General features: G+C 69.2%; 24 protein-coding genes and 3 tRNA genes. 9 read left to right on the forward strand and 18 right to left on the reverse strand.

All coding sequences use genetic code 11. The annotated features are described in order from the left end of the window. Positions 1-173: 173 nt before the first annotated feature. The 6 genes from MOQ72_RS27295 to MOQ72_RS27320 all read right to left on the reverse strand — a co-directional run bounded on the left by MOQ72_RS27295 (position 174) and on the right by MOQ72_RS27320 (position 3,376). On the reverse strand, positions 174-722 hold the full coding sequence (locus tag MOQ72_RS27295; protein WP_242188537.1) for a YbaK/EbsC family protein: 549 nt from the start codon (positions 720-722) through the stop codon (positions 174-176). Between the two features lie 43 nt (positions 723-765). Beyond that, a complete protein-coding gene (locus MOQ72_RS27300; RefSeq protein WP_242188538.1) occupies positions 766-1,506 on the reverse strand; it encodes an alpha/beta fold hydrolase in 741 nt (246 codons plus the stop codon). Next, positions 1,506-1,790, reverse strand: coding sequence for a DUF2516 family protein (locus MOQ72_RS27305; protein ID WP_242188539.1), 285 nt, complete (start codon positions 1,788-1,790; stop codon positions 1,506-1,508). The genes MOQ72_RS27300 and MOQ72_RS27305 overlap by 1 nt, the downstream gene beginning before the upstream one ends. 48 nt (positions 1,791-1,838) lie before the next feature. Then, entirely contained in the window at positions 1,839-2,480 is a 642-nt protein-coding gene (locus tag MOQ72_RS27310) for a hypothetical protein (protein ID WP_242188540.1), read from the reverse strand. A 5-nt stretch (positions 2,481-2,485) separates the two neighbouring features. Beyond that, on the reverse strand, positions 2,486-2,890 hold the full coding sequence (locus MOQ72_RS27315; RefSeq protein ID WP_242188541.1) for a helix-turn-helix domain-containing protein: 405 nt from the start codon (positions 2,888-2,890) through the stop codon (positions 2,486-2,488). 102 nt (positions 2,891-2,992) lie between these two features. Next, positions 2,993-3,376 carry a VOC family protein gene (locus MOQ72_RS27320; protein ID WP_242188542.1) on the reverse strand — a complete coding sequence of 128 codons (384 nt, stop codon included), beginning with the start codon at positions 3,374-3,376 and terminating at the stop codon, positions 2,993-2,995. A 396-nt stretch (positions 3,377-3,772) separates the two neighbouring features. Between MOQ72_RS27320 and MOQ72_RS27325 the strand changes: the two genes are divergently transcribed. After that, the gene (locus tag MOQ72_RS27325; RefSeq protein WP_242188543.1) at positions 3,773-4,318 is read left to right on the forward strand and encodes a CGNR zinc finger domain-containing protein; all 546 of its coding nucleotides are present in this window, start codon (positions 3,773-3,775) and stop codon (positions 4,316-4,318) included. A gap of 35 nt (positions 4,319-4,353) precedes the next feature. On the opposite strand, the gene MOQ72_RS27330 is transcribed toward MOQ72_RS27325, so the two are convergent. Continuing rightward, positions 4,354-5,559 (reverse strand): DUF445 domain-containing protein, encoded by a 1,206-nt coding sequence (locus MOQ72_RS27330; RefSeq protein ID WP_242188596.1) that lies wholly within the window; start codon positions 5,557-5,559, stop codon positions 4,354-4,356. 297 nt (positions 5,560-5,856) lie between these two features. Between MOQ72_RS27330 and MOQ72_RS27335 the strand changes: the two genes are divergently transcribed. Next, positions 5,857-7,026 (forward strand): pyridoxal phosphate-dependent aminotransferase, encoded by a 1,170-nt coding sequence (locus MOQ72_RS27335; protein ID WP_242188544.1) that lies wholly within the window; start codon positions 5,857-5,859, stop codon positions 7,024-7,026. Between the two features lie 117 nt (positions 7,027-7,143). Here the strand turns inward: MOQ72_RS27335 and MOQ72_RS27340 are convergent, their stop codons facing one another. The 4 genes from MOQ72_RS27340 to MOQ72_RS27355 form a co-directional block, all read right to left on the reverse strand. Continuing rightward, positions 7,144-9,765, reverse strand: a complete 2,622-nt coding sequence (locus tag MOQ72_RS27340; RefSeq protein ID WP_242188545.1) for a CHAT domain-containing protein — start codon at positions 9,763-9,765, stop codon at positions 7,144-7,146. Beyond that, entirely contained in the window at positions 9,762-10,238 is a 477-nt protein-coding gene (locus MOQ72_RS27345) for a hypothetical protein (RefSeq protein WP_242188546.1), read from the reverse strand. The genes MOQ72_RS27340 and MOQ72_RS27345 overlap by 4 nt, the downstream gene beginning before the upstream one ends. After that, positions 10,235-10,819 (reverse strand): RNA polymerase sigma factor, encoded by a 585-nt coding sequence (locus MOQ72_RS27350; RefSeq protein ID WP_242188547.1) that lies wholly within the window; start codon positions 10,817-10,819, stop codon positions 10,235-10,237. The genes MOQ72_RS27345 and MOQ72_RS27350 overlap by 4 nt, the downstream gene beginning before the upstream one ends. Positions 10,820-10,903: 84 nt before the next feature. Beyond that, positions 10,904-12,031: a S8 family peptidase gene (locus MOQ72_RS27355; protein ID WP_242188548.1), complete on the reverse strand. Its 1,128-nt coding sequence runs from the start codon at positions 12,029-12,031 to the stop codon at positions 10,904-10,906. Between the two features lie 260 nt (positions 12,032-12,291). Here MOQ72_RS27355 and MOQ72_RS27360 point away from each other — a divergent pair, with 260 nt between their 5' ends. Next, positions 12,292-12,969, forward strand: coding sequence for a hypothetical protein (locus MOQ72_RS27360; RefSeq protein ID WP_242188549.1), 678 nt, complete (start codon positions 12,292-12,294; stop codon positions 12,967-12,969). 297 nt (positions 12,970-13,266) lie between these two features. Here the strand turns inward: MOQ72_RS27360 and yczR are convergent, their stop codons facing one another. Beyond that, positions 13,267-14,712, reverse strand: a complete 1,446-nt coding sequence (gene yczR / locus MOQ72_RS27365; RefSeq protein WP_242188550.1) for a MocR-like transcription factor YczR — start codon at positions 14,710-14,712, stop codon at positions 13,267-13,269. Positions 14,713-14,773: 61 nt separating this feature from the next. Here yczR and yczE point away from each other — a divergent pair, with 61 nt between their 5' ends. From yczE to MOQ72_RS27380, 3 genes are all read left to right on the forward strand, one after another. After that, positions 14,774-15,421: a membrane protein YczE gene (gene yczE / locus MOQ72_RS27370; protein ID WP_242188551.1), complete on the forward strand. Its 648-nt coding sequence runs from the start codon at positions 14,774-14,776 to the stop codon at positions 15,419-15,421. 351 nt (positions 15,422-15,772) lie between these two features. Continuing rightward, positions 15,773-16,546, forward strand: a complete 774-nt coding sequence (locus tag MOQ72_RS27375) for an E3 ubiquitin ligase family protein (RefSeq protein ID WP_242188552.1) — start codon at positions 15,773-15,775, stop codon at positions 16,544-16,546. A gap of 99 nt (positions 16,547-16,645) precedes the next feature. Next, the gene (locus tag MOQ72_RS27380) at positions 16,646-17,317 is read left to right on the forward strand and encodes a DNA alkylation repair protein (protein WP_242188553.1); all 672 of its coding nucleotides are present in this window, start codon (positions 16,646-16,648) and stop codon (positions 17,315-17,317) included. Between the two features lie 116 nt (positions 17,318-17,433). On the opposite strand, the gene MOQ72_RS27385 is transcribed toward MOQ72_RS27380, so the two are convergent. After that, positions 17,434-18,048: a TetR/AcrR family transcriptional regulator gene (locus tag MOQ72_RS27385; protein ID WP_242188597.1), complete on the reverse strand. Its 615-nt coding sequence runs from the start codon at positions 18,046-18,048 to the stop codon at positions 17,434-17,436. Positions 18,049-18,174: 126 nt separating this feature from the next. On the opposite strand from MOQ72_RS27385, the gene MOQ72_RS27390 reads away from it, so the two are divergent. Next, a complete protein-coding gene (locus MOQ72_RS27390) occupies positions 18,175-18,918 on the forward strand; it encodes a 3-oxoacyl-ACP reductase family protein (RefSeq protein WP_242188598.1) in 744 nt (247 codons plus the stop codon). Between the two features lie 290 nt (positions 18,919-19,208). Here the strand turns inward: MOQ72_RS27390 and MOQ72_RS27395 are convergent. The 5 genes from MOQ72_RS27395 to MOQ72_RS27415 form a co-directional block, all read right to left on the reverse strand. Further along, positions 19,209-19,282 (reverse strand) — tRNA-Phe (locus MOQ72_RS27395). A 29-nt stretch (positions 19,283-19,311) separates the two neighbouring features. Beyond that, a tRNA-Asp gene (locus tag MOQ72_RS27400) sits at positions 19,312-19,388 on the reverse strand. A gap of 24 nt (positions 19,389-19,412) precedes the next feature. Further along, positions 19,413-19,485: transfer RNA gene (locus MOQ72_RS27405), tRNA-Glu, on the reverse strand. 317 nt (positions 19,486-19,802) lie between these two features. Then, positions 19,803-20,387, reverse strand: a complete 585-nt coding sequence (locus tag MOQ72_RS27410) for a ScbR family autoregulator-binding transcription factor (protein ID WP_242188554.1) — start codon at positions 20,385-20,387, stop codon at positions 19,803-19,805. A gap of 177 nt (positions 20,388-20,564) precedes the next feature. Continuing rightward, a complete protein-coding gene (locus tag MOQ72_RS27415) occupies positions 20,565-20,804 on the reverse strand; it encodes a hypothetical protein (RefSeq protein WP_242188555.1) in 240 nt (79 codons plus the stop codon). Positions 20,805-21,048: 244 nt separating this feature from the next. Here MOQ72_RS27415 and MOQ72_RS27420 point away from each other — a divergent pair, with 244 nt between their 5' ends. Next, positions 21,049-21,279: a heavy-metal-associated domain-containing protein gene (locus tag MOQ72_RS27420; protein WP_242188556.1), complete on the forward strand. Its 231-nt coding sequence runs from the start codon at positions 21,049-21,051 to the stop codon at positions 21,277-21,279. 325 nt (positions 21,280-21,604) lie between these two features. Then, entirely contained in the window at positions 21,605-22,030 is a 426-nt protein-coding gene (locus MOQ72_RS27425; protein WP_372495557.1) for a hypothetical protein, read from the forward strand. The last annotated feature ends 29 nt before the right edge of the window (positions 22,031-22,059 follow it).

A 22,059-nucleotide genomic window follows, 5' to 3' on the forward strand; every position in this document is an offset into this window, starting at 1 on the left:
CCCCCCCCCCCCCCCCCCCCCCCCCCCCGCCGCCCCCCCCCCCCCCCGGCGCGGGCGCGGGGGCGCCCCCCCCCCCCCCCCCCCCCCCCCCCCCCCCCCCCCCCCCCGCCCGGGCGGGGGGGGGGGGGGGGCCCCCCCCCCCGGGGGGGGCCCCCCCCCCCCCCCCCCACGACTCAGCGCCCCAGGGCTTCCAGGACCTCCGCGCCCGGCAGCTGGGCCAGCACCTCGCCCGGCGTGATGATCTTGCTGCGCCGCACCCCGCTGCCGACCACCACGGCCGGGGCCTTCGCCACCTCGGAGTCCACCAGGATCGGCCAGTCGGCGGGCAGCCCGAACGGGGTGATCCCGCCGTATTCCATGCCGCTGAGCCGCACCGCGTCGTCCATCGACGCGAACGATGCCTTGCGCACGTCCAGCCGCCGCTTGACCACGCCGTTGACGTCAGCTCGCGTGGTGGCCAGCACCACGCACGCGGCATAGCGCACTTCACCGGCCCGCTTTCCCGCGACCACCACGCAGTTCGCCGACAACTCCAGCGGCGAGCCGTACCGCTCGCAGAACGCCGCGGTGTCCGCCAGTTCCGGGTCGATCTCGGTGACGCCGATCCGCTCGTCGTCGAGTTCGCGAACCGTTGCCGCAACCGGCTCGGCGAGCAGTTCGAGGCGCTCCAGCGCCGAGGTCACGTCCAGAGTTCCGGCGGCCACAGACCAATCAACACCCATGCCCTCGACAATACGAACCGCGCCGAACGCACCGCACGCAGGTTCAGCGCAGGAAGTCCACCAGCAGGCGGCGAAGCTCCCGTCGGTGCGTGAGCATCGGTGCGGATGACGGCAGGATCTCCAACCTGGCGCGGGAGAACGCCGCAGCCACCGCCTTCGCCACCTCGACCGGGTGCAGCGGGTCATCGGTGGCGCCGACGACCAGCACGTCCGACCGAACCGCGGCCAAGGTCGCCACGTCCGGCACCGGAGCCTGCTCCGGCAGTTCGCGGAGCGCATCTTCCAGCCGCGACAACGCCTCGGCACGGCGGTCGACGTAGTCGCCGACGGCGACGCCTGCCGGAACCTGCGCGCCAAGGATCTCGCGCAACGCCGCGCCACCGTCATGGGCCGCGACCGCTTCGGCAAGCCGCCTGAACTCCCGCGCCGCAGCCGCGCCGCGAGGCCGGTCCAACGCGGCGGGCAGCAACAATGCGAACCGGTCGAAGCGGTCCGGATGATCGGCGGCTATGCGCGTCAATGCGCCCGCGCCGAGCGAGACACCGACCGCGCGAGTTGCCTGGACCTCGTCGGCCACAGCGAGGACATCCGCTGCGACCGTCCCGTAGTTCCAGTAGTTCGGCGGCGCGTCAGCGGCACTGCCGTGGCCGGGCAACGTGATCACGACGCGGGTCCCGGACAGCCCGGACGCGGGAATGCGGGCCTCACCCTCGGTGGCACCAAGTCCGTGCACGACCAGGGTTACCGGGGCGCCACGACCGTACGGCGCCCAGCGGACGTCCACTACCAGGACCGCCCCTGGACTTCCCTCAACTTGGGCCGGACGTCGACGATGTAGACGAGCGAGGCGACCAGTCCCGCGATCCAGATGATCGTGAACGGGCCGCGGTAGCTGACGATGAGCAGCAGCGCGGCACCGGCCGTGATGAGCACCCACGCCATCTTGTTCAACTTGTCCACGGCGGTGAAGGCGTCAGCCCGCTGCAACGCCGCGTGCACGAACGCGAAGACCCCGACCGGGATGCCCGCAATCCAGATGATCGTCAGGATCCAATTCGCCAGCTCCACGTGCTCCACCCTACGTGGTCGACGAATCCGAGGGCACCCGGTCAGGCGTCAGCTCTCGCTGGACTTGCTGGTCGAGGACTTCTTCGCGGTGCTCTTCGCGGCGGTCGACCTGGTGGTCGTCTTGCGCGGCGCGGTCTTGGTCTCGGTGCTGGTCTTCGCGGCTGGTTTGGCCGCTGGCTCCTCGGCCTTGACCGGCTCCTCGGCGGGCTTCTCCGCGGTCGTGCCGAACGGGCGGCTGACCTTGCCGAGCACGTCGTCGGCCAGGTCGCGGACCTCGTCAACGGTCTCCTCGACCTTGCCCTGCGCGGTGCCCATCTGGTCCCAGACCTTCTTGACCTGCGGCTGGTCCTGCAACCGGTGCAGCGTCTCCTCGCCGCGCTCAGCCAGGTAGTCGTAGAGCTGCTTGGCCGACTGGCTGTAGGCGTCAACGCGCTTGCGCAGTTCGGCCGGGTCGAACTTGTCGCGCAGTTCGTTGAAGTCGGCGGGCAGGTCGTGGCGCGCGGACTCGGCCCGCTCGCCCAGCTGGGTGCGGATCTTGTTGACCGCTTCCACCACGGCGTGGGCGGCGACGTCGCCAGCGCCGAGCGCGGCGAGCAGCGGGGTGCGGGCCTGCTCGGCCGCTTCGCCCAGGGCGTGCGCGGCCTGCTCGCGCACCTTGTTCACGTCTTCGGTCTTCGGGAAGGCCGGCATTGTGGTCACTCCTCGGATTGCTCGGTGTCCCCGTCGGTCGCGTTGTCGTGCTCCCGACGGAACGAGGCGTAGATGTCCAGAAGCACTTGTTTCTGCCGCTCGTTCAGCTCGGGGTCGGCGAGGATCGCGTCCACCACCGGCCCGCTCTCGCGGCGCTCCAAGATCCCGGCCTGCACGTAGAGCGCTTCGGCGGAGATCCGCAGCCCCTTGGCGATCTGCTGCAGGATCTCCGCGCTCGGCTTGCGCAACCCGCGTTCCACCTGGCTCAGGTACGGGTTCGACACACCGGCGAGCTTCGCCAGCTGCCGCAACGAGATCTGGGCGTTGTTGCGTTGCGTCCGGATGTAACCGCCGAGGTCGCTGACCGCCTGGTTGACGGCCTTGTTGACAGCTTTGTCCACGCGTTCCATCGGGCAAGCACCTTTCCGGTCACCAACCACGATAGCCACGCGTGCTAGCTATTGCAAGCACCTTGCTTGCACCCGATCAGGCGTCGCCCGGACCGGGCCCGGCTACTCGTGGCAGGCGCACATGCAGAACGGATGACCAACCGGATCGGCGTAGACGCGGAACAGCGCGTCTTGCTGATCAGCGGGCTGCGGCAAGGGTGTCGCGCCCGCCGCGATCGCCAACTCGTGCCCCTCCGCGAGGGTCGACACCCGAACGTCGAGGTGCATCATCTGCGGCACGTCCCGACTCGGCCAGGTCGGCGGCCGATAGCCGGGATCGCGCTGGAACGCCAGCGGCGCGCCGCCGGAGGGATCCGCGAGCTCGACCCACCCGTCGTTGGATTCGGCCTCGTCGACCTCCCACCCCAGCAGTCGACCGTAGAACTCGGCCAGCGCCCGCGGATCCGGGCAATCGATCGCGAAAGCTGCCAGTCGCAGCGCGGTCATCGTCGCTCCTTCCAAGGCATGTCTTCGGAATCGGCTTCGCGGCGGCGCGAGCCGCAGACCCGGCCCAGCAGCTGCGCCCTCTTAGTTGACGCAACCTCGCGGAGCCGGACCGGGGTCCAGTGCCGCACCCGGTCGCAGCGCTTCGGTTGCCGCAGCCCACCAGTTTGCGAACCGGTCGAGCCAGACCGGGCGCAGCCTGCCCCCTTCCCGCAGAGCTCGCTCGATTTCCACTCGCCGCGCGGCGGCCGCGGTCAACTCGCGACCGGTCCGACCCGGTTCGATCTGGAACGGATTCATCACCAAGCCCCTAACCTGCTATCCAGTTTTGGCAGTTAGTAACCAGTGTCAAGATTATGTTGGTTACAACAGCTCGGCGCAACCCCCTACTGGCTTACGATGGTGTTCGTGAACAGCAGAGTTGTCGCTCCGGAGGTGGACCGCCCGTCGTCCCTGGAGGTGGTCGAACGCGACTTCGACCACGACATCGAGCTAGTCCTGGCCTTCCTGAACACGTGCGACGCCGAGAAGGGCACCGAGATCCTGGACGATCCCGGCCAGTGGCAGCAGTGGTGCATCGATCAGGACCTCGGCAAAGCGCCCGGCGTGGATGCGGCGCGCGAAATCCGCGACACCATGCGCACCTCGGTGTCCTACGGCGTCCGACCACCGGCGGTGCTCGAAACGGCCTGGCCGGTGCAGGTCCGGTTGCACAACGGGATCCCAATGCTGACCGGCGTCGACGCCCTCGGCAGTGTGCTGGTGGCGGCGGCCCGCCTGGTGCACACCGGACACTGGGGCCGCATCAAGATCTGCCCGGCCGACGACTGCCTGTGGGCGTTCTACGACCGCTCCCGCAACCGCTCCCGCACCTGGTGCTCGATGCGGGTGTGCGGGAACCGCGAAAAGGCCCGCTCCTGGCGGGAACGCCACACCACGACCTGAGCCGCGCTCGACCACGGAGCCTTGGAAACTGGCGTTCAGAGGAACAGCTGGGTCACGGTGTAGATCAGCAGCCCGGCGAGGGCACCGACGACCGTGCCGTTGATGCGGATGAACTGCAGGTCCCGGCCGACCTGGAGCTCGATCTTGCGGGAGGTCTCCTGGGCGTCCCAGCGCTCCACGGTGTCCGTGATCAACGTGGTCAGCTCGTCGCGGTAGTTGGACACCACGTACACCGTGGCACCCTCCAGCCAACCGTCCACCTTGAACCGCAGCTCGGGTTCGTCGGCCAACCGGCGCCCAAGCGAACGCAGCCCGTCCCGCACCCGCACCCGCAGTTCGCTGGACGGGTCCTCGGCGGCGTCCAGCAGCATCTTCTTCGCCGTGCCCCACGCCGAGGAAACCAGGTTCTGCACCTCCGGGTGCTCCAGCACCTGCTGCTGGATCTGCTCGGCCTTGGCCATCGTCTTCGGATCGTGCTGCAGGTCGTGCGCGAACTCGACCAGGAAGCGGTCGACGGCCTTGCGCATCTGGTGCTCCGGGTCGGTCTTGACCGCCCACGCGAAGGACAGCACCTCGGCGTAGATCTTGTCCGCCACGATGGCGTCGAAGAACTTCGGCGACCACGACGGCGCGCGCTGGCTGACCACCCGCAGCACGGTTTCGTGGTTGTCGCGCACCCAGTCGTAGGCCCGGTCGCAGATCAGGTCGACCAGCTTGTGGTGCGAACCGTCGGCGAAGACCTGGGACAGGATCCGGCCCAGCGGCGGCCCGAACGGCTGGGCGAGCAGCTTGCGCACCACCGCCTGCTCCAGCACCTCCTGCACGTCCTCGTCCCGGAGCACCTGCACGGCACCGCGGACCGCAGCGGCCAACTCCGAGGTGACGCGCTCGGCGTGGTCGGCGTCGTCGAGCCAGGTACCGAGCCGACGGCTGATCTCCGCGCGGCGCAGCTTGTCCCGCACCACCTGCTCGGACAGGAAGTTGGAGCCGACGAAGTCGCCCAGGCTGCGGCCGATCACGTCCTTGCGGGTAGGGATGATCGCGGTGTGCGGGATCGGCAGTCCCAGCGGCCGCCGGAACAGCGCGGTGACGGCGAACCAGTCCGCCAGCGCGCCGACCATGCCAGCCTCGGCCGCGGCCCGCACGTATCCCGCCCAGGCCGCGCCGTCGTTCTCCTGCCAGCGGGCCACCACGTAGATCAGGGTGGCCAGCAGCAGGAACCCGCCCGCCACGGCCTTCATCCGCCGCAGGCCACGGCGCTTGTCATTGTCGGAAACCGCTGTCGGCTGCACATCCCGATTGTGGCAGCGTTCGCCGAGTGCTCGCGCCAACGCCGGACCGAGCAGCTGCTGATCAATGCCCGAAAGCGCGAGGCCACGTCAGCCGAGCCGTGGTAGCCGCCTGTTCTCGGCAGCATCCGGGGACAGCACCAGCACCGATGGATCAGGGACCCAACGGACGAGGTGGCGTTCCGCCAAGTGGTCACCGAGGCGAACCAACACCCGCACCCTCCGCGATTTCGACTACGCTGCGCAGACGTGCGTACTCCTGCCCTCACCAGCCGGTTGCAGCCGTTCACGTCCACGATCTTCGCCGAGATCACCGAGCTGGCCAGGAGGACCGGTGCGGTCAACCTCGGCCAGGGCTTTCCGGACACCGACGGCCCTGAGGGCATGCTGCGGGTCGCGCAGGAAGCGATCGCCAACGGCGTGAACCAGTACCCGCCGGGCGCTGGCGAGCCGGACCTGCGGGCCGCGATCTCCGAGCACCGCCTGGCGCGCTACGGGATCGAGCACCGCCCGGAGGACGAGGTGCTGGTCACCGTCGGCGCGACCGAGGCGCTGACCGCCGCGATGCTCGCCCTGGTCGAGCCCGGCGACGAGGTCGTGCTCATCGAGCCGTACTACGACTCCTACCCGGTCGCCGTCGCGATGGCAGGCGGAGTGCGCCGGACCGTTCCGCTGCGGCAGGGCGCCGACCACCGCTTCGCGCTCGACCTGGACGCGCTGCGCGCCGCCGTCGGCCCGCAGACCCGCGCCCTGGTGCTGAACTCGCCGCACAACCCGACCGGCACCGTGCTGACCGACGCGGAACTGGCCGCGATCGCCGAGGTCTGCCGCGCCAACGATGTGATCGCCATCACCGACGAGGTCTACGAGCACCTGATCTTCGACGGTCGGGAGCACCATCCGCTGGCCACCCTGCCCGGCATGGCCGAGCGGACCCTGTCGATCTCCAGCGTCGGCAAGAGCTTCAGCGCCACCGGCTGGAAGATCGGCTGGGCCTGCGGTCCGGCCGAACTGGTCGCCGCGGTGCGCGCGGCCAAGCAGTTCATGACCTTCGTCGGCGGCGCGCCGTTCCAGCCCGCCGCCGCGCACGCCCTCCGCAACGAGCTCGACTGGGTCGAGCAGCTGCGCAAGAACTTGCAACGCAAGCGGGACCGCCTCGCCGAAGGGCTGGCCGAGGCTGGTTTCGACGTGCTGGCCAGCGAGGGCACCTACTTCATCTGCACCGACGTCCGACCGCTGGGCTTCGACGACGGCGCCGAGCTGTGCCGCTCGCTGCCGGAACGCATCGGGCTCGCCGCGATCCCGGTGCAGGTCTTCTGCGACAACCCCGAAGACACCAAGCACCTGGTGCGCTTCGCCTTCTGCAAGCGCGACGAGGTCCTGGACGAAGCCGTCCGCCGTCTGCACAAGCTCCGCTAGAGACTGTTTCGGACGTGGTTTGCGTACCGGTGCGGGTAGCGGAACCTCAGACGCCGCCTCGCTGTGGGATCCCCGACATCATGAATGTCCAGGGCGTCCGCCAACGGTGCACTCCGCTCATCGATCACCTCCGTATCCGAGGCAGACGAATCCGGTTTCGCCGTGCTGCGCCTGCGCTTCGGCGAGTGCGGTCGCCGGGGGAGAACCCGCGCGCAACGCCCGGTGCAGCGACGCCATCACACTGGCCGTTCGCTCGTCCGGGACCGGTACCACGCTGGCGATCACCGTTGCTGTGCCGCGACCGAGCAGGGTGGCTGCCAGACCGCTGACCTGATCGCCTCGGCTGACCACGGACCTGCCCACGTCGCAGGCCGACAGCACCACGGTCGTCGGACCGCGGTGCAGTCGGTCCAAGTCGTAGGCGTACAGCGGACCGTCCACGAGGTCCAGGCAGGACAGCAGCGGCTGGTCGTCCCGGAACCGACCGTGCGCGGCGATGTGCACCGTCGCCGCTCCGTCCACTGCGGATAGCACCCGCTCCGAACTGGCGTCCGCTCCGACCAGCAGCTGCCCGCCCGCGATCGCGTGCAGCCCGCGAACCTCCCGCTCCGCATGTTGCAGACCGGGACCCGCGACCCACACCGGCGCACCGGTCTGGTCGGCGGCTCGGGCATCCAGTGCGCCCCGCAACCAGCACCGCAGCGATGGACTCACAGTCACGCTGCGACCACGGCACGCGGGCAAGGCAGCCCACGGCAGGACGTGCAAGCGCCCGGTCGGGATCACCACGAGCGACCGCCCCTGTTCCAAAGCGGGCAGCACCGGCGCCAACAGCTGCGCTTGGAGCTCCTCGGCTGCGTGCTGCGCTCCCATTTCGAACGTGGGCGCCGCTCGCGGCGCGGTACCCGTGGCCTGCCGGGCGAGCAGATGCCGGAGCCGGGCAGCGTGTGATTCCGCACTCGACTCCGGACCCAGCACGTGCAGCCGAGCATCTCCGTCCACAATGGATACCGCGAACAACCGGCCGCTGTGGGCGAAGAGGCTGAGCAGCACCGAATCACCGAGCTCGTCGATGACGTCGTCGATCCCACCTGGGGCGCGCAGGCCGCTGGTCCGCCCTTCCACCAGCACCGCGCGATGGCGCACCTGCTCTTCCAGCTCCGCGATGGTGCCCAACGCCTGCTTCGGATCACGGCTGCGCTGCGTTTCCAGCACCGCGGCCCGCAGCCGCACCAGCGCCGAATTCAGCCTCGGATCCGTCGGTGGCCGCAGCGCCCGGCGGTGCAGTGCGCTGGCCCGCGACCGCTCGGTCCAGCGCAACACCAAGCGCGGATCACCGATGCGCAGCGCGGCACCCACTGCGGTGTCGCCCAGCTCGCCCGCCAAACCGAAAGCGTGCACACGCAGTTCGAAGGCTGCCATGTCGACCGTTTGGCTGTCGACCGCCTGCAAACCGCCTCGGCACGCCGCGAACAGCCGGTCCGAATCCCCGTCCTGGTCGGCCAGGAGTGCGTCGGCCAACCAGCCGAGGGCTCGATTCTGCGGAGACGCCACCGCTGCGTCGCGCAATGGAGCGCACAGCGCGAAGAACTTGCGGGATGCGGTGCGCATCCCGGCCTGCGCGGCACATCGTCCCGCAGTGAGCCGGAGTTCGGCCGCAGGTCCGATCCAGCCGAACTCCTCGCACGCCGCAGCGGCTCGTCGCGCCGCCGCGAGCGCGTAGCGGGAGCAATGGCCACCGCGCAGCTTCGCCTGCCACCCGATGGCCGTCGCCAACGCGGCCCAGGCGGGTCGCCGCTGCGCGCGGAACAACCGACGAGCGCCGCTGGCGGCCTCCCCGGCGGCAGCCGGGTCGCCGTCGCGCAGCGCGCAATTGGCCAACGCGAGCCGGGTTTCGGCGAGCCGACCAGCCCGGCCACAGGCCGCCAACCGGCTGGCGGCCTGTTCCATCGCGGTGCGTGCTTCGTCGTTCAACCCGGCGGCCGCCAATGCTTCCGCCCGATCGACCAACGCCTCCGGATTCGACTTGGTGTCCAATCCGGCGGATACCGCCTCCTCGAACAGACGCAACGCACGTGGCAGCTCCCCGGCCCGGAATGCGACGCAACCGCGGTTGTGCCGACACGCCGCTGCGCGGGCCTGCTGGCCGTCCGAGGCGAAAACCTCTTCTGCGGCAGCCAGATCAGCCTCCGCTGCGACCAACCTGTTGGTGTACAGGTTCGCCAGCCCCCGCCCCAGCAGCGCGTTCGCCATCCAACGGCGATCGTCGTCGGCCGACAGGCTCCGCAACGCCCGGGTCAGCTCCGCCCGCGCTTCGCCGTGCTGATCGCCCTGGCAGTGCAGGAGACCGCGCAAGCAAGCTGCTCGGGCCCGGTCCGCCGTGGGCAACTGCGGATCCGCCGCCACGAGATGCGCCCAGCTCGCACTGGTCACCCCGCGTTCCAACTCGATCCACGCGAGCGTGAGCCGCAACTGAGCGGCGCGTTGCGACTGCCCAGTCCGGTGCGCGGCGACCAACCCGAGCCGGGCGTGCCGGTATGCCTGCTTGACCCGGCCCCGTTCCACCGCGGCCAGGGAGGCGATATGCCGGGCCAGCACCCGCAACTCGCCGTCGCCCGCGCCCGACAGCAGCTCCTCCGCCTTGCGCATGGCGGCCTCCGGAGCCGCGCTCGCGTTGTCGCGCCACCACAGCGCGGCATTGATCGGATCCGGCGGTGCCACCGCCGTTCCGGCGCTCAACAGACCAGCCAATCCGCGACGGCGGGCGCCGACCGAACCGGCCGGAACACCACGCTCAGCGGACCGCGCGGCACATCCGCCACCCGGAACGCACCGTGCTCGTCCAACGAACCCGAGCACTCGCCGTCGGGGTGCCGGAGCACGACCTCGCCAGCGGGCGGCGCCTGACCGGCCCGGTTCAGCACCATGCCGGACGCCCGGTACTGGCCGCGCACGGTCGGGATCAGGTCCATTTCCAGCACTCGACCCGGCATCGCGAACGTCAGCACCCGAGGTTCCGGCCGCCCGGACCCGCGGACGCTGGCCAACGACTCCGCCGAATCGCCGACCAGCTTCAGCACCTCCGGATCGCGGTACGTCGATCGCCGCCGCACGGCCGCGTACGCATCCGCCACGGCCCGCTCGGGAATCGGATCGCAGGACTGGAACAGTTCGCGCAACCGCCGCAATTCGGCTGGCATCCACCGGTTCATCCCGCCACCTCCTCCGGCACCTCGGCGGCGAGCATGCGTCGCCGCAATTCCGCCAAACAGCGGCTCTTCTTCGGACCGATCGTGCCCCTCGGCACCCCAAGGGCCTGGCTGACCTGGGAATAGCTCGCATCCGGTGCGACCGCCAGCACCCGCAGCAACTGCTGGCAGCGCTGCGGCAACTGAGCGAACGACTTCGCCAGCCGCGAACTCGCCATCGCGCGCAGCACCTTGTGCTCCGGGTTCTCGGCGTGATCCGGCGGCCCGAAGTCGCCGGTGTCCAGGCCGACCGGCGATTCCCGTTGCCTCGCCCGGCGCAACCGCATCGATTCGCGGCGCGCGGTGGTCACCAACCACCCGGACAACGACTCCGGCTCTCGCAGCCGTCCCAAGTTCTCCGCCAACAACAACCAAGTCGCCTGGTAGATGTCCTCGGCGTCCGCGGTGTTCGCGGCGAAGGCGCGCGACACCCCCCACACCACCGAAGCGTTTCGATCCACCAACTCCCGCCACGCCTGCTGATCACCGGACGCCGCGCGACGCAACAGCACCGCGCTCGCCGCAGGCTCCCCGACCTCGTGCACGATCACACCCCTGCCCGATCTCGATCTTTTTCGTCCCGCGTAATAAGAGGAACGAGGGGTGCTCACAGATTCACTTCGCGCCGATTACCGCTCGAACGGGTAACGTCGCCTCACAAGATCGCGTGCTTCTCCGGGATCACGGCCTGCCCGCAAGGCATTCGCGACGGCGGCAGCCACCTGCGGCGCGGCGAAAGACGTCCCGCTCCAACGCGCGTAACCGAAACTGCGGCTGCCGTCCGGCCCCATCCGGACGAAGCTGCTCGTCACATCCACGCCCGGCGCGGCGACATCGACCCACGGGCCGGAATTCGAGAACCCGGCGAGCGCGCCGTCGCTCCCGGTCGCTGCCACGGCCACCACCGACGGCACCGCCGCGGGCCAGAACGGCCTGCTCAGCGCATGATTCCCGGCTGCGGCGACGACCACGGTGTCCGGCCAGTTGCGCAGTTCGTCCCGCAGGATCGGCGGGCACTCGTCGTCCGCGGTGTGGCATCCGGCCGTCAGGACGACGACACCGATGCGTTCACCGCGCGCACCAGCCGCGCGCCGCAACGCACGCAATCCCGCTGCGACGGTGTAGTCGTCGGTGAACCCGAGCGAGGAAAGCACCCGATGCGGGCGGATCACCGCGCCCGGCGCGTGTTGCAGCACCACGCCGCTGACGAACGTGCCATGACCGGCTTGCCTGTCCTGCCCGGCAGCGTCGTCGGCGTCCAGCACTTCCGGCAACGCCTCGAACCAAGGCCGATCCCGGAACCATGGATGCGGGTCGCAGCCGGTGTCCAGCACCCCGACCACGACCGGCGGATCCCACTGCTGCTCGAGTGGCTCCGGAACTGCCTGCGCGGCCTGCGGATCCGCTCCGGTGCCGAACATCACCGGCGTACCGAACATCACCGGGCAGCCGAAATGCACGTGGTTCACGGCTACACCAGCGGTTTCCCGCGCGAGATCGACGCACCGATCCCGCTCCGCACTCCGCAGTCGCAACCTGGCCAGCAGCAGGTCGTCGTCGTGCCGCACGTCGTCGATCCACCTGTGGTACCGGTCCAAGACCGGCTCCAGGTCGCTCGCCGACGCGATGAGTTCGCCGCGCCGGACCAGGCATTCACCTGGTCCGCCGGGATCGTGCAGCAGCAGATCGTGTCCGTAGGAACCCCAGATCTGCTGGAGTTCGCCGATGCTGAGCCGGATTTCAGGTTCCTGATCCACACCGGACACTGTGCCCGGCAACCCGTCCGTCCACAGCGGACACGCCACCAGCGGCCGCCGGGCTCACCCGTCCGACAGCGTCGCACGTCTTTTCTCGTCGCCCGATTGCGTGGAGAATGCGGGACCGACCGCCGTGCCCATCACGGTCGGTGGCCCGAAACCGCCACCGCAGATGGTTGAATACCACAGACCGCGCCGACCACCCCGGCGCACCCGATGCCGCGCCCACGGCGGGGCCCGACCGACAGGCGGTGGTAACCGTGACGGGAACCTGCGCACCGCGCAGTGTCCGGTCGTGGCTCGCTGCGCTCGCGGTTCGGGCAGCTTTCGTCGGCGGCCTGTGCGTCGGTGGCTGGCTCGGCGGGACGTCGATCGCCGCCGCCACCGAGCTGCCCGAGTTCGACCAACCGCGCATCGAGGTCGAGCCGTTGGTGCTCGACCCGGCACCCGCGCCCGAAGTCGATCGGCCTGAGCCGCCCCAGGTCGAGGTGCCGGTGCCGCCGATCGATGAAACCGATCAGGCCGCCGCCACCGTCGATGAGCCCGGCAGCACCCCGCCGGTTCCGCCGACGCCACCACCGAACCGGCAACGCTCCGTCGAGCCACCGAACGCCGACCACGCCGCGCCGCTGCCGAAGCAGACGGCAGTCCACGATGCGACCGTCCAGATCATCCCGAAGCCACGGGCCCCGGATGCGCCCGCACCATCGCACGCCGCCCCGTTGACCAGCCCGAAACCGGCGCCGCAGGAGCCTTCGCCACCGGCTACGTCGCTGTCCGCCGGGACGATCGCCGGGTTCAGCGGCCTGCGCGGCCTGCTGGTGATCCTGCCGACCGGACCGAACCTGTCCGACCCAGCGGTGATCGGCGCCGCGAATCCGGAAACCCGGCCGCTGACCGGCATCCCGTCCTTCGAACCATCGGCGTCGCCCGACTGACGCTGCGCAGAACCGCTCCAGCGGTAACCCTGGTGACGACATCGCACCCACCAGCTCCGAGGCGGCCGTCTGCGCCCGGCCATCTCGGAATCGGGGCGCCGCCAGCCTGTTCCCGGCAACTCAGGTGACCTGCCGGAACGCCAAGGACTGGGCTCCCCGGGCCCCGGTGCCGCATGCCCCGCGGCACCGGGGCGTCCCCCGAGGTCGAACCGCCCGTCGGCACGACGAGGGGCCGTGCCGACGGGTGGTCGACCGTCGGAACTCCTCCTCGCCGCACCGGCCGTGCTCGGACGAACGTCAGGCGATTGGTGCGGTGAGGAGGCTGGGACCAGGGGTTCCATGTACCGCCGCCGTGGCCGCAGCTAGACGGCGGATCGCTTCGGCCAACTGGTCGCCCGGCAGCGTGTAGGGCAGTCGCATCCAGCGTTCCAGCGACCCGTGCACGGAGAAGCGCGCGCCCGGCGCCACCCGGACTCCGCGCTGCTCGGCGGCCACCGAGAGCTGGCTGCTGACCGGCGCTCCGACGTCGCACCACAGGGACAGGCCGCCGTCCGGGACCCGGAAACTCCAGTGCGGCAGGTGCTCGCGCAGAGCCGCCATGAGGTGGTCGCGACGCTCGATCAATTCGGCGCGACGACGCTGCAACACCTGGTCTGCGTCGCGGAGCAGCTCCGCCAGCACGAGTTGTTCCAGGATCGGGCTGCCGAGGTCCAGCGCGGCGCGGCCGACCACCGTGCGCTGCACGAACTCCTCGGTCGCGCGGATCCAGCCCAGCCGCAGGCCACCCCAGAAGGACTTGCTGGCCGACCCGACGAGGATCGCCCGATCGGTGAACACAGCCATCGGCGGTGGCGGCTCCTCGTCGGTGAGGTCGATGTCGACGAGCGTCTCGTCGATGACCGCGGTCGTGCAGGTGCGCGCCAGGGCCCGCCCCAACCGGGCACGCCCCTCGGCATCCAGTCGGATGCCGGTCGGGTTGTGGAAATCCGGGATGAGGTAGGCCAGCCGCGGCGACGTCTGGCGCAGGTTCGCGGTGAGCAGCTCCAGATCCCAGCCGTCGTCGACCATCGGCACCGCGACCGGCATCGTGTTGAGCCCGCGGATCGCCTCCAGCGCATTCGGATACGTGGGGTGCTCGACGAGCACCCGCTCACCCGGCGACACCAGCATCCGCAACACCAGGGCGAAGGCGTGCTGCGCGCCATTGGTGACCAGGATCTGCTCGGGTCCGGTCGGCAACCCCCGCTTCGTGTAGCGCTCGGCGATCCGCTCGCGCAGCGCAGGAAGCCCGTGCGGTTGGTAGCCGTGGCCGGACAATTGCTCGGCGAACCGCAAACGCGCCCGATCCGTCGCCGCGCACAGTTCGGTTGGCGCGTCGGGCGTGGCATGCGCGAGGTTCAGCACCTCGTTGTCCGCAGTCGGGAACCAGCCGCCGTGCGCTTCGTTCGCGCGCCCGCCCTCCGGCAGTTTCACCCACGACCCGGCACCGCGCCGACTGGCCACGAAGCCCTCCTCGCGGAGCCGGTCCAGCATCCGCGCAACCAGGGTTCGGCTGACCCCTAGAGCGTCGGCGAGCTCACGCTCAGCTGGCAGCCGGGTGCCCGGCGGCAGCCGACCGTCCAACGCCAGTTGCCGCACCGCGGTGGACAGCGATCGGGAAGACGGCCGCTGCACGCCGCGCCAGGAACCGAGCAGTTCGACGAGCTTGCGAGCGTGGATGTGTGCCGACGGGGTGAGCGACATGGATCCAATGTAGTGCAATTGGCACTCGACTTGAAATCCAATTCTCGTCTAGAAATGCCTCATGGCGTCGATCTCAGCACCCGTGGACCTCTCCCCGCTCTCGATCCGAATCCGCCCGCTGTCCAGGCTCGGACGCCTTCTCGGTGGCCTGGTGCTCTACGGCGCGAGCATGGGTTTCATGGTGCGCGCCCAACTGGGCCTCGACCCGTGGGACGTCCTGCACCAGGGGTTGGCCCAACGGCTGGGCTGGAGCTTCGGGACGATCACCGCGCTCACCGGCGCCGTGGTCCTGCTGGCCTGGCTGCCGCTGCGACAGCGACCCGGCATCGGCACGGTCGCCAACGTGGTCGTCATCGCGGTCGCGGTGGACGCCACGCTGGCGCTGACTCCGCCGGTCGATCCGCTGCTGGCACAGATCGTGCTGATGATCATCGCCATCGTGCTGAACGGGATCGCCACCGCGGTTTACGTCGGTGCGCGGCTGGGCCCAGGGCCGAGGGATGGGCTGATGACCGGCCTGCACGCCCGTACCGACTGGTCGGTACGGGTGGTCCGCACCGTGATCGAACTCTGCGTGCTCAGCACCGGCTGGCTGCTCGGCGGCACGGTCGGCGTGGGCACCGTGGCCTACGCGCTGGCCATCGGACCACTGACCCAGTTCTTCTTGCGGTTCGCAACAGTCCGCGAGAAAAAAGATCTCTGCCCCTAGAGACATCTCGGATACCACGCAGTAGCATGGGGGCCGTCCACCTGACCCCCAGGGGTGGACCTTGGCGCCCCCGCACTCCCGGTAACCCCCAGGCCGGTTGAGCGCGGGGGCGTCCCTATGTTGGCCTTGCCGTTTGCCCTGGCAGTAGCGCCCGCGGCGGCATGGGCAGCGGTGCCGGTAATCGATCAACCACGAGGCGCCAGTTCGAACCGCGTGAATTGACCGGATCTCCCAGATTGGGCACCGGGGCTTGGGAGCGGTTCGGGGGCCGGGGCGCCGGATTCGCCGAAAGCGGTGACCGATCCGCATGCGCTGAAATAGGGTCGGGCGCGATTGGTCAGGGGAGGGTCAATGGTCATCTTCGGCGTCGCCCTGCTGGTCGCGGCCGTGGTCGGGTTCTTCTTCATGCGCCGTGCGCGTGATCAGTTACACGCGATGATCGGCTCCGAAACCCTGCCGGTGAACGAGTTGGAGCTCCAGCGCAGGGCCTCCGACGAGGTCGGCGCACGGGGCGGGTTCCGCAAGCAGTGCGAGCTGGTCGGGCAGGCCCATCCGCGTCCAGAAGGCACGCTCGTCTCGGAGCTCAGCAAGACCGAATGCGTCTGGTTCCGCTACGTCGTCAAGCGGCAGTACGAGCGGGTGACCCACCGGGATGGTCGTCGGCGGGTGAGTCGGCACACCGAGACCGTCGCCCAGCACACGTCGTGGGAGGGCTACGCCCTGCGCGACGACCACGGTGTGCTGATCGGCGTCGATCCCAACGGCACCGACCCGGACCGGCCGGAGCAGGTGGTGAGCCGGTTCGAGCCGTACCACCCGCAGGGACCGACGGTGTTCGGCATCCAACTGCCGAACATCTTCGATGGCAGCGGCACGATCGGCTACGAGTACCAGGAGTGGGTGATCCGCCCCGGTCGGCGGCTGTACGTCCTCGGCGAGGTGCACGACAAGATCGGCCCGCTGGTGATCGGCAAACCTGAGCGGGACGGCCACTTCATCATCTCCACCCGCACCGAGCAGGAGTTGCGGGACAGCCGCCGAACCCAACACCAGTGGCTGGCGTTCGGAGTTCCGGCGGCGGCCCTGGTCGGACTCGTGCTCGTCATCCTCGGCATCCTGCGCTGAAAACGAACGCGTGAAGGTCCTCGTTGCGCTTGCTGATCACCTGGTTGACCGTGCTTTCCTCGTAGGCTGAACCTCAGACGTGACGGACAGGAGGCTGCGGTGGCCGAGACGACGGTGGCCGAGGTGGTGGCCGAGCTGGCCGCGCTTGAGGACCCGAAGACACGTGAGGTGAACGAGAAACACGGTGACGATCACGGTGTGAACCTCAGCAAACTGCGCGCGCTCGCGAAGCAGCTGAAGACGCAGCAGGAACTCGCGCGCCAACTCTGGGAGACGGATGACACCGCGGCGAGACTGCTGGCGATCCTGATCTGCCGCCCGAAGGCGTTCGAGCGTGACGAGTTGGACGTCATGTTGCGCAAGGCGCGCACCCCCAAGGTGCACGACTGGCTCGTGAACTACGTGGTGAAGAAGAACCCGCACTCCGAAGAGCTGCGCCTGGCCTGGTCCGCCGATCCGGATCCGGTGGTCGCGAGCGCTGGCTGGGCGCTGACCACCGAGCGCGTGGCGAAGAAGCCCGAGGGCCTCGACCTCGCGGGACTGCTCGACGTCATCGAGGCGGAGATGAGAGACGCCCAGGATCGCCTGCAGTGGGCGATGAACCACTGCCTGGCCCAGATCGGGATCGAGCACGCCGAGCACCGCGCCCGTGCAATCGACATCGGCGAGCGCCTGGAGGTGCTCAAGGACTACCCGACTTCGCCGGGCTGCACGTCGCCGTTCGCGCCCATCTGGATCAACGAGATGGTCCGCCGACAGCACGACAAGTAGGAAGGTTCGCGCTGACGCCTGTGCCGGTGCCCGGCTGGCACGTACTCGTCAACGGCGAGATGCCCGGCGACTCCGGTAAGCCAGGACTGGTGATGGGTGAACCGTGGGGATTCAACTCACAACGTGCCGCCAGCGGCGAATGTGTCCTGTTCCCAGGGAAGTCGGAGTAGAGCCAGATCGACGAGTTGGTCCAGCCGTGCCCGGCTGACGCCAGATGAGGCTTCGACCGCGATGCCCTGAGCGAGGGCGACGACGTAGTGGGCGACCGCCTCGGGGTCGACGTGCGCAGGCAAGTCGCCTTCAGCGGCCGCGCGTTCGAAGCGTTCTCGGAGCCGAGCGGTTCCGATGGCTCGACGGTTGGCCAGCTCGTCGCGGATCTCGCGGGCCTCGTCGCCAGCGGCGAGAGCACCCTGGACGAGCAGGCAGCCCGCCGGGGTGTTCTCGCCGGTGGAGGCCCGGACGGCACCGCGTAGGAACTTCTCGACGACTGTTCGCACGGCAGGCTGAGCCAGCGCATCGTCGGCGTAGCTGAACACGGTGGCTACGTAGCGATCCAGGGCCCGGCGGAACAGACCTTCCTTGGAGCCGAAGGCTGCGTAGATGCTGCCCCGCTTCAGCTGCGTGGCCTCGGTGAGATCCGCGATCGTCGTGCCTTCGAAGCCCTTCGCCCAGAACACGCGCAGCGCGGCGGCTAGCGCCTCGTCCAGGTCGAACTCGCGCGGGCGGCCCATCGGCACGTTAGACACCTCACAACAACTTCGAGACCGAGCGTTCAATATACCGCTTGACCAGGCCGTTGTCCGATGGCACGTTGGAGACATATTGAACGTGCAGTCAAAAAGCTTCAGGAGATCAACATGGCCAACCCGCTCAGCGGAAAGACCGCCCTTGTCACTGGTGGTTCTCGGGGTATCGGAGCGGCTGTGGCTCGGCGTCTGGCGGCCGATGGCGCCGCCGTCGCGCTGACCTACACCAGCTCCAGAGACAAGGCCGACGAGGTCGTCGCGGGCATCCAGGCGGCCAACGGGCGCGCGGTGGCCATCCACGCTGACAGCGCCAACCATGACGATGTCGCCGCCGCTGTCACCGAGACGGTACGGACCTTCGGCGGGTTGGACATTCTGGTGAACAATGCCGGCGTCGGGGCGGTACAACCCGTGGACGAGCTGTCCATGGACGACATCGACCGACTGATCGACGTGAACGTTCGTGGTGTGGTGGTCGCTATTCGGGAGGCACTGAAGCACCTCAGCGACGGGGGGCGGATCATCACCATCGGCAGCATCAACGCCGACCGGATTCCGATCGCCGGACTGTCGGTCTACGGGATGACCAAAGCCGCTGTCGCGGGCCTCACCCGTGGATTGGCGCGGGAACTGGCGCCGCGCGGTATCACCGTGAACAACGTTCAGCCTGGCCCGATTGACACCGATCTGAACCCCGCAACTGGGCCGTTGGCGGCGAGCATGCTGAGCGTGATGGCTCTGGACCGGTACGGCACCTCCGACGAGGTCGCCGCGATGGCTTCCTACCTCGCCGGTCCGGAAGCGGCTTTCGTGACTGGCGCAAGCCTGAACATCGACGGCGGCTACACCGCCTGAATGCCTGGAATTCCCGACACCCGGACAAAAGAGTCCGAGTTTCGGAGGTCGGCAGGAAACCGCGCGTCGATCGACTCTCCTCCGCCCTGCTCATCCCCGGGTCCCCGACCGGACCGTGATGGACATGATGGGCTGGTCGATGGTCACCATGAAGCAGCGATACGTGCACGAGACCGACGCCCTCCGAAGGGACGTCGCCGACCGGCTGAACGCCTACTTCTAGGATGCCAGCTGAGACCCGAAAAGGCCGCTACCGGATCGGTAGCGGCCTTTTCGCAGGTCTTAAGCGGTGGCCAGGGGCGGGGTCGAACCGCCGACCTTCCGCTTTTCAGGCGGACGCTCGTACCAACTGAGCTACCTGGCCGATAGCGTCCGGCTCGCTGCCGTTCGCCTTGGCGACCCAGACGGGACTCGAACCCGCGACCTCCGCCGTGACAGGGCGGCGCGCTAACCAACTGCGCCACTGGGCCATGCTCTCGATCTTCAGTTGTTCGTACCCCCAACGGGATTCGAACCCGCGCTACCGCCTTGAAAGGGCGGCGTCCTAGGCCGCTAGACGATGGGGGCTTGGCCGATCCGAAACCGACCCGGCCTTGCCTCCAACCGGCTTTCCCTTTTCAGAGCGCCCCGTTGGCAGTGATGAAAGCTTACGACATGCCCGCACGGCCCCCAAAGCGGGGGTCGATAAACCATGCGCCACCGCCACGCGTCGCTGTCCCGGACCGTGCCCAGCGCCCATGCTAACCACCTGACCTGCCGATTCATACCTCTCGGGCAACACCTTTCGGAGCGAGTCGACGCGCACCCGAGGCCGGACACGAGCACGAGATCACCGCGAACCAGACAAAAAGAGGTAATGTGATCCGCGACTCAAGATCGTCCGGTCAGCTCGGCGCGGGCAGCCACTCGTCCCGAGCGACCCCGGCGAGCACCACGCGCCAGACCTCCGCGAAGCGCTCGGCCAGCCCGACCGGATCCGGACCGACCGCGCGTGCCCCCACCAGGGCCGCGAAGACCACCCGCGACGCCTCCGCCGGATCGACACCAGCGCGCAGTTGGCCCTCCGCCGCGGACTTGTGCATCAGGTTGTCGAGCACTTCGTCCCAGCCGTCCCCGGACGGCGTGCCGATGCGCTGGCAGGTGAGCAGCAGTCCGGCCCGGTGGATGACGTCCTGCTCCAGCCTGCGGGCCTCCTCGCCGGTCAGCCCGACCACCGTCGACAGCGGGTCGAGCCCTCGGCTCAGCCACCGTTGCCGCATCTCAGCCACGCTTCGCAGGTACCGCCGGACCATCGCCTCGGCCACCGCTTCCTTGGCCGTGAAGTGGAAGTAGAAGGCTCCCTTGGTGATGCCGCTGCGCCGCAGGATCGCACTCAGCGTGGTGGCCTGGTAGCCGATCAGGTCGAACTCCTCCGCCGCGGCGGCCAGGATGGCGCGGCGGGTGAGTTTGGCCCGATGCTGCTGCGGCATGGTGCGACTCCGGCACGTGGCAGGTCTTCCGTGATCCGCCCGAGCGACGTGGCCCACGAACGGATGATCAACTATGCCACCGGAAGTTACCGCGAATCCGGCCACCGTGCCCAGCGGACTCACCTCGATACCGGCGTCCCGCGCCCCGTGCCGCGAGCGGCCCGGAAACGCTCCCGGTCAGCGGGTGACCGGTGGCTGCCCGTCCTCGTCAGGTGCCAGTCCCAGCATGTCCAGCAGGAGTTTGCAGTCCTCGGCGTTCTCCGCGCTGCGGGCGACCGCCATCCTGGCCCGGTGCACCTGCTCCGACGAGATCCGTGATGGCTCGCCAGCGCGCGGGACGGGGACCGCGGCGGACTGCCGCGAATGCCCGTCTTCCTGTTGCCACAAGAACTTTCGTACGTCCAGCGACCCGTACATGACGCCTCCCCGGCCTCAGGTTTCGCCGCAGGCTATCCACAGGTTGTCAACACCCGCAGCCCCCCAGAGAGTGATTTACCTTCGACTCAGAGTAATCAGCTGGGGTACCTCGATCCACTTCGGATATTGCTCTCGTCACACCCGCCACTCGGCCCCCCGCGGCGATCGTCCACACTGGACGTTCGACACCGTTGTCGGATACCCGCATCGAGTCGTGGCCAAAACCTGCCAGGAAGGAACTCGCATGAGCAGTCAGACGTTCACCGTCGGTGGTATGACCTGCGGCCATTGCGCGAAATCGGTCACCGAGGAGCTTTCCGATCTTCCGGGTGTCACCGATGTGCAGGTCGCGGTGGACAGCGGCCAGGTGTCGGTGACCAGCGACCAGGAGCTCAGCCGGGATGCGGTGACCTCGGCCGTCGCCGAGGCCGGGTACACCGTCACCGCTTGGCCCAGCGACAACTCCGCCGCGTAGCACTCCGGACCGGCGCGCAAGACCGCCGACCGGACCTGCCGCGAAACTGCCGGACGCACGAATCGTGCGGCGAAACCTCCCCAAAGGGCCCTACCGCATGCCACAATCGGGTCGCTGACACACCCCCGGTCAGCATCTGTGGAGATCCCCTCCGGCCCCCGCGTTCCTCCCCCTGGCGCGGGGGCCCTCCGCTGTTCAGGGGACCGATTCGGCCGAGTGGTCACGCAGCGGAGCCACAGCTTCCTCGGGCCCGTTCGATCCACTACTCACAGTGACAGGGATCACAGCTGCTCGCGGGTCGCAACCCAACCGTTATCGTGTGCGGGTGGCTATAGGACGAACGAAGACGGGCCGAGGGCGGCAGAAACCCGCCGACTCGGCCGAACCGGATCCCGAGTTCGACTCGTACTTGGCTGCGCTGGCCCCGGAGGAGGACCTCGAATCCACCGGAGCCGGACGTCGCTTCGGCGGCTCTCAGGTCTACCAGCTGCGGCTGCCGCTGATGGCCAACGAGCGCCTCCGGGAACTCGCGGCCAAGCAGGGCACCTCGCCTGCGGCGCTGGCCCGCGACTGGGTGCTGCAGCACCTCGAAGAAGCGGAGCCGACGCCGGGCGGCCAGCCGCCGGTGTGGCCCGGCCAGGACGCACCGCAGGCTCCCCGGCCAGCGCGGGAACGCGGCGCGCACGCCGGGTACTCCGACGTCGAGCAGACCGACGAGATCACCGTGCCGCAGAATCGCTTCCGGCGCTGATCCCCGACCCCGACCAAACCCCCGACCGA

The organism is Saccharopolyspora soli (genome assembly GCF_022678645.1).
GTDB lineage: Bacteria > Actinomycetota > Actinomycetes > Mycobacteriales > Pseudonocardiaceae > Saccharopolyspora > Saccharopolyspora soli.

What these genes read in the sequence shown, in the direction of transcription:
- MOQ72_RS27295 (WP_242188537.1), bottom strand. Translation starts at nt 722, where the DNA reads ATGGGTGTTGATTGGTCTGTGGCCGCCGGAACTCTGGACGTGACCTCG.
- MOQ72_RS27310 (WP_242188540.1), bottom strand. Translation starts at nt 2,480, where the DNA reads ATGCCGGCCTTCCCGAAGACCGAAGACGTGAACAAGGTGCGCGAGCAG.
- MOQ72_RS27315 (WP_242188541.1), bottom strand. Translation starts at nt 2,890, where the DNA reads ATGGAACGCGTGGACAAAGCTGTCAACAAGGCCGTCAACCAGGCGGTC.
- MOQ72_RS27320 (WP_242188542.1), bottom strand. Translation starts at nt 3,376, where the DNA reads ATGACCGCGCTGCGACTGGCAGCTTTCGCGATCGATTGCCCGGATCCG.
- MOQ72_RS27325 (WP_242188543.1), top strand. Translation starts at nt 3,773, where the DNA reads ATGGTGTTCGTGAACAGCAGAGTTGTCGCTCCGGAGGTGGACCGCCCG.
- MOQ72_RS27330 (WP_242188596.1), bottom strand. Translation starts at nt 5,559, where the DNA reads ATGAAGGCCGTGGCGGGCGGGTTCCTGCTGCTGGCCACCCTGATCTAC.
- MOQ72_RS27345 (WP_242188546.1), bottom strand. Translation starts at nt 10,238, where the DNA reads ATGAACCGGTGGATGCCAGCCGAATTGCGGCGGTTGCGCGAACTGTTC.
- yczR (WP_242188550.1), bottom strand. Translation starts at nt 14,712, where the DNA reads ATGTCGCTCACCCCGTCGGCACACATCCACGCTCGCAAGCTCGTCGAA.
- yczE (WP_242188551.1), top strand. Translation starts at nt 14,774, where the DNA reads ATGGCGTCGATCTCAGCACCCGTGGACCTCTCCCCGCTCTCGATCCGA.
- MOQ72_RS27375 (WP_242188552.1), top strand. Translation starts at nt 15,773, where the DNA reads ATGGTCATCTTCGGCGTCGCCCTGCTGGTCGCGGCCGTGGTCGGGTTC.
- MOQ72_RS27385 (WP_242188597.1), bottom strand. Translation starts at nt 18,048, where the DNA reads ATGGGCCGCCCGCGCGAGTTCGACCTGGACGAGGCGCTAGCCGCCGCG.
- MOQ72_RS27390 (WP_242188598.1), top strand. Translation starts at nt 18,175, where the DNA reads ATGGCCAACCCGCTCAGCGGAAAGACCGCCCTTGTCACTGGTGGTTCT.
- MOQ72_RS27410 (WP_242188554.1), bottom strand. Translation starts at nt 20,387, where the DNA reads ATGCCGCAGCAGCATCGGGCCAAACTCACCCGCCGCGCCATCCTGGCC.
- MOQ72_RS27415 (WP_242188555.1), bottom strand. Translation starts at nt 20,804, where the DNA reads ATGTACGGGTCGCTGGACGTACGAAAGTTCTTGTGGCAACAGGAAGAC.
- MOQ72_RS27420 (WP_242188556.1), top strand. Translation starts at nt 21,049, where the DNA reads ATGAGCAGTCAGACGTTCACCGTCGGTGGTATGACCTGCGGCCATTGC.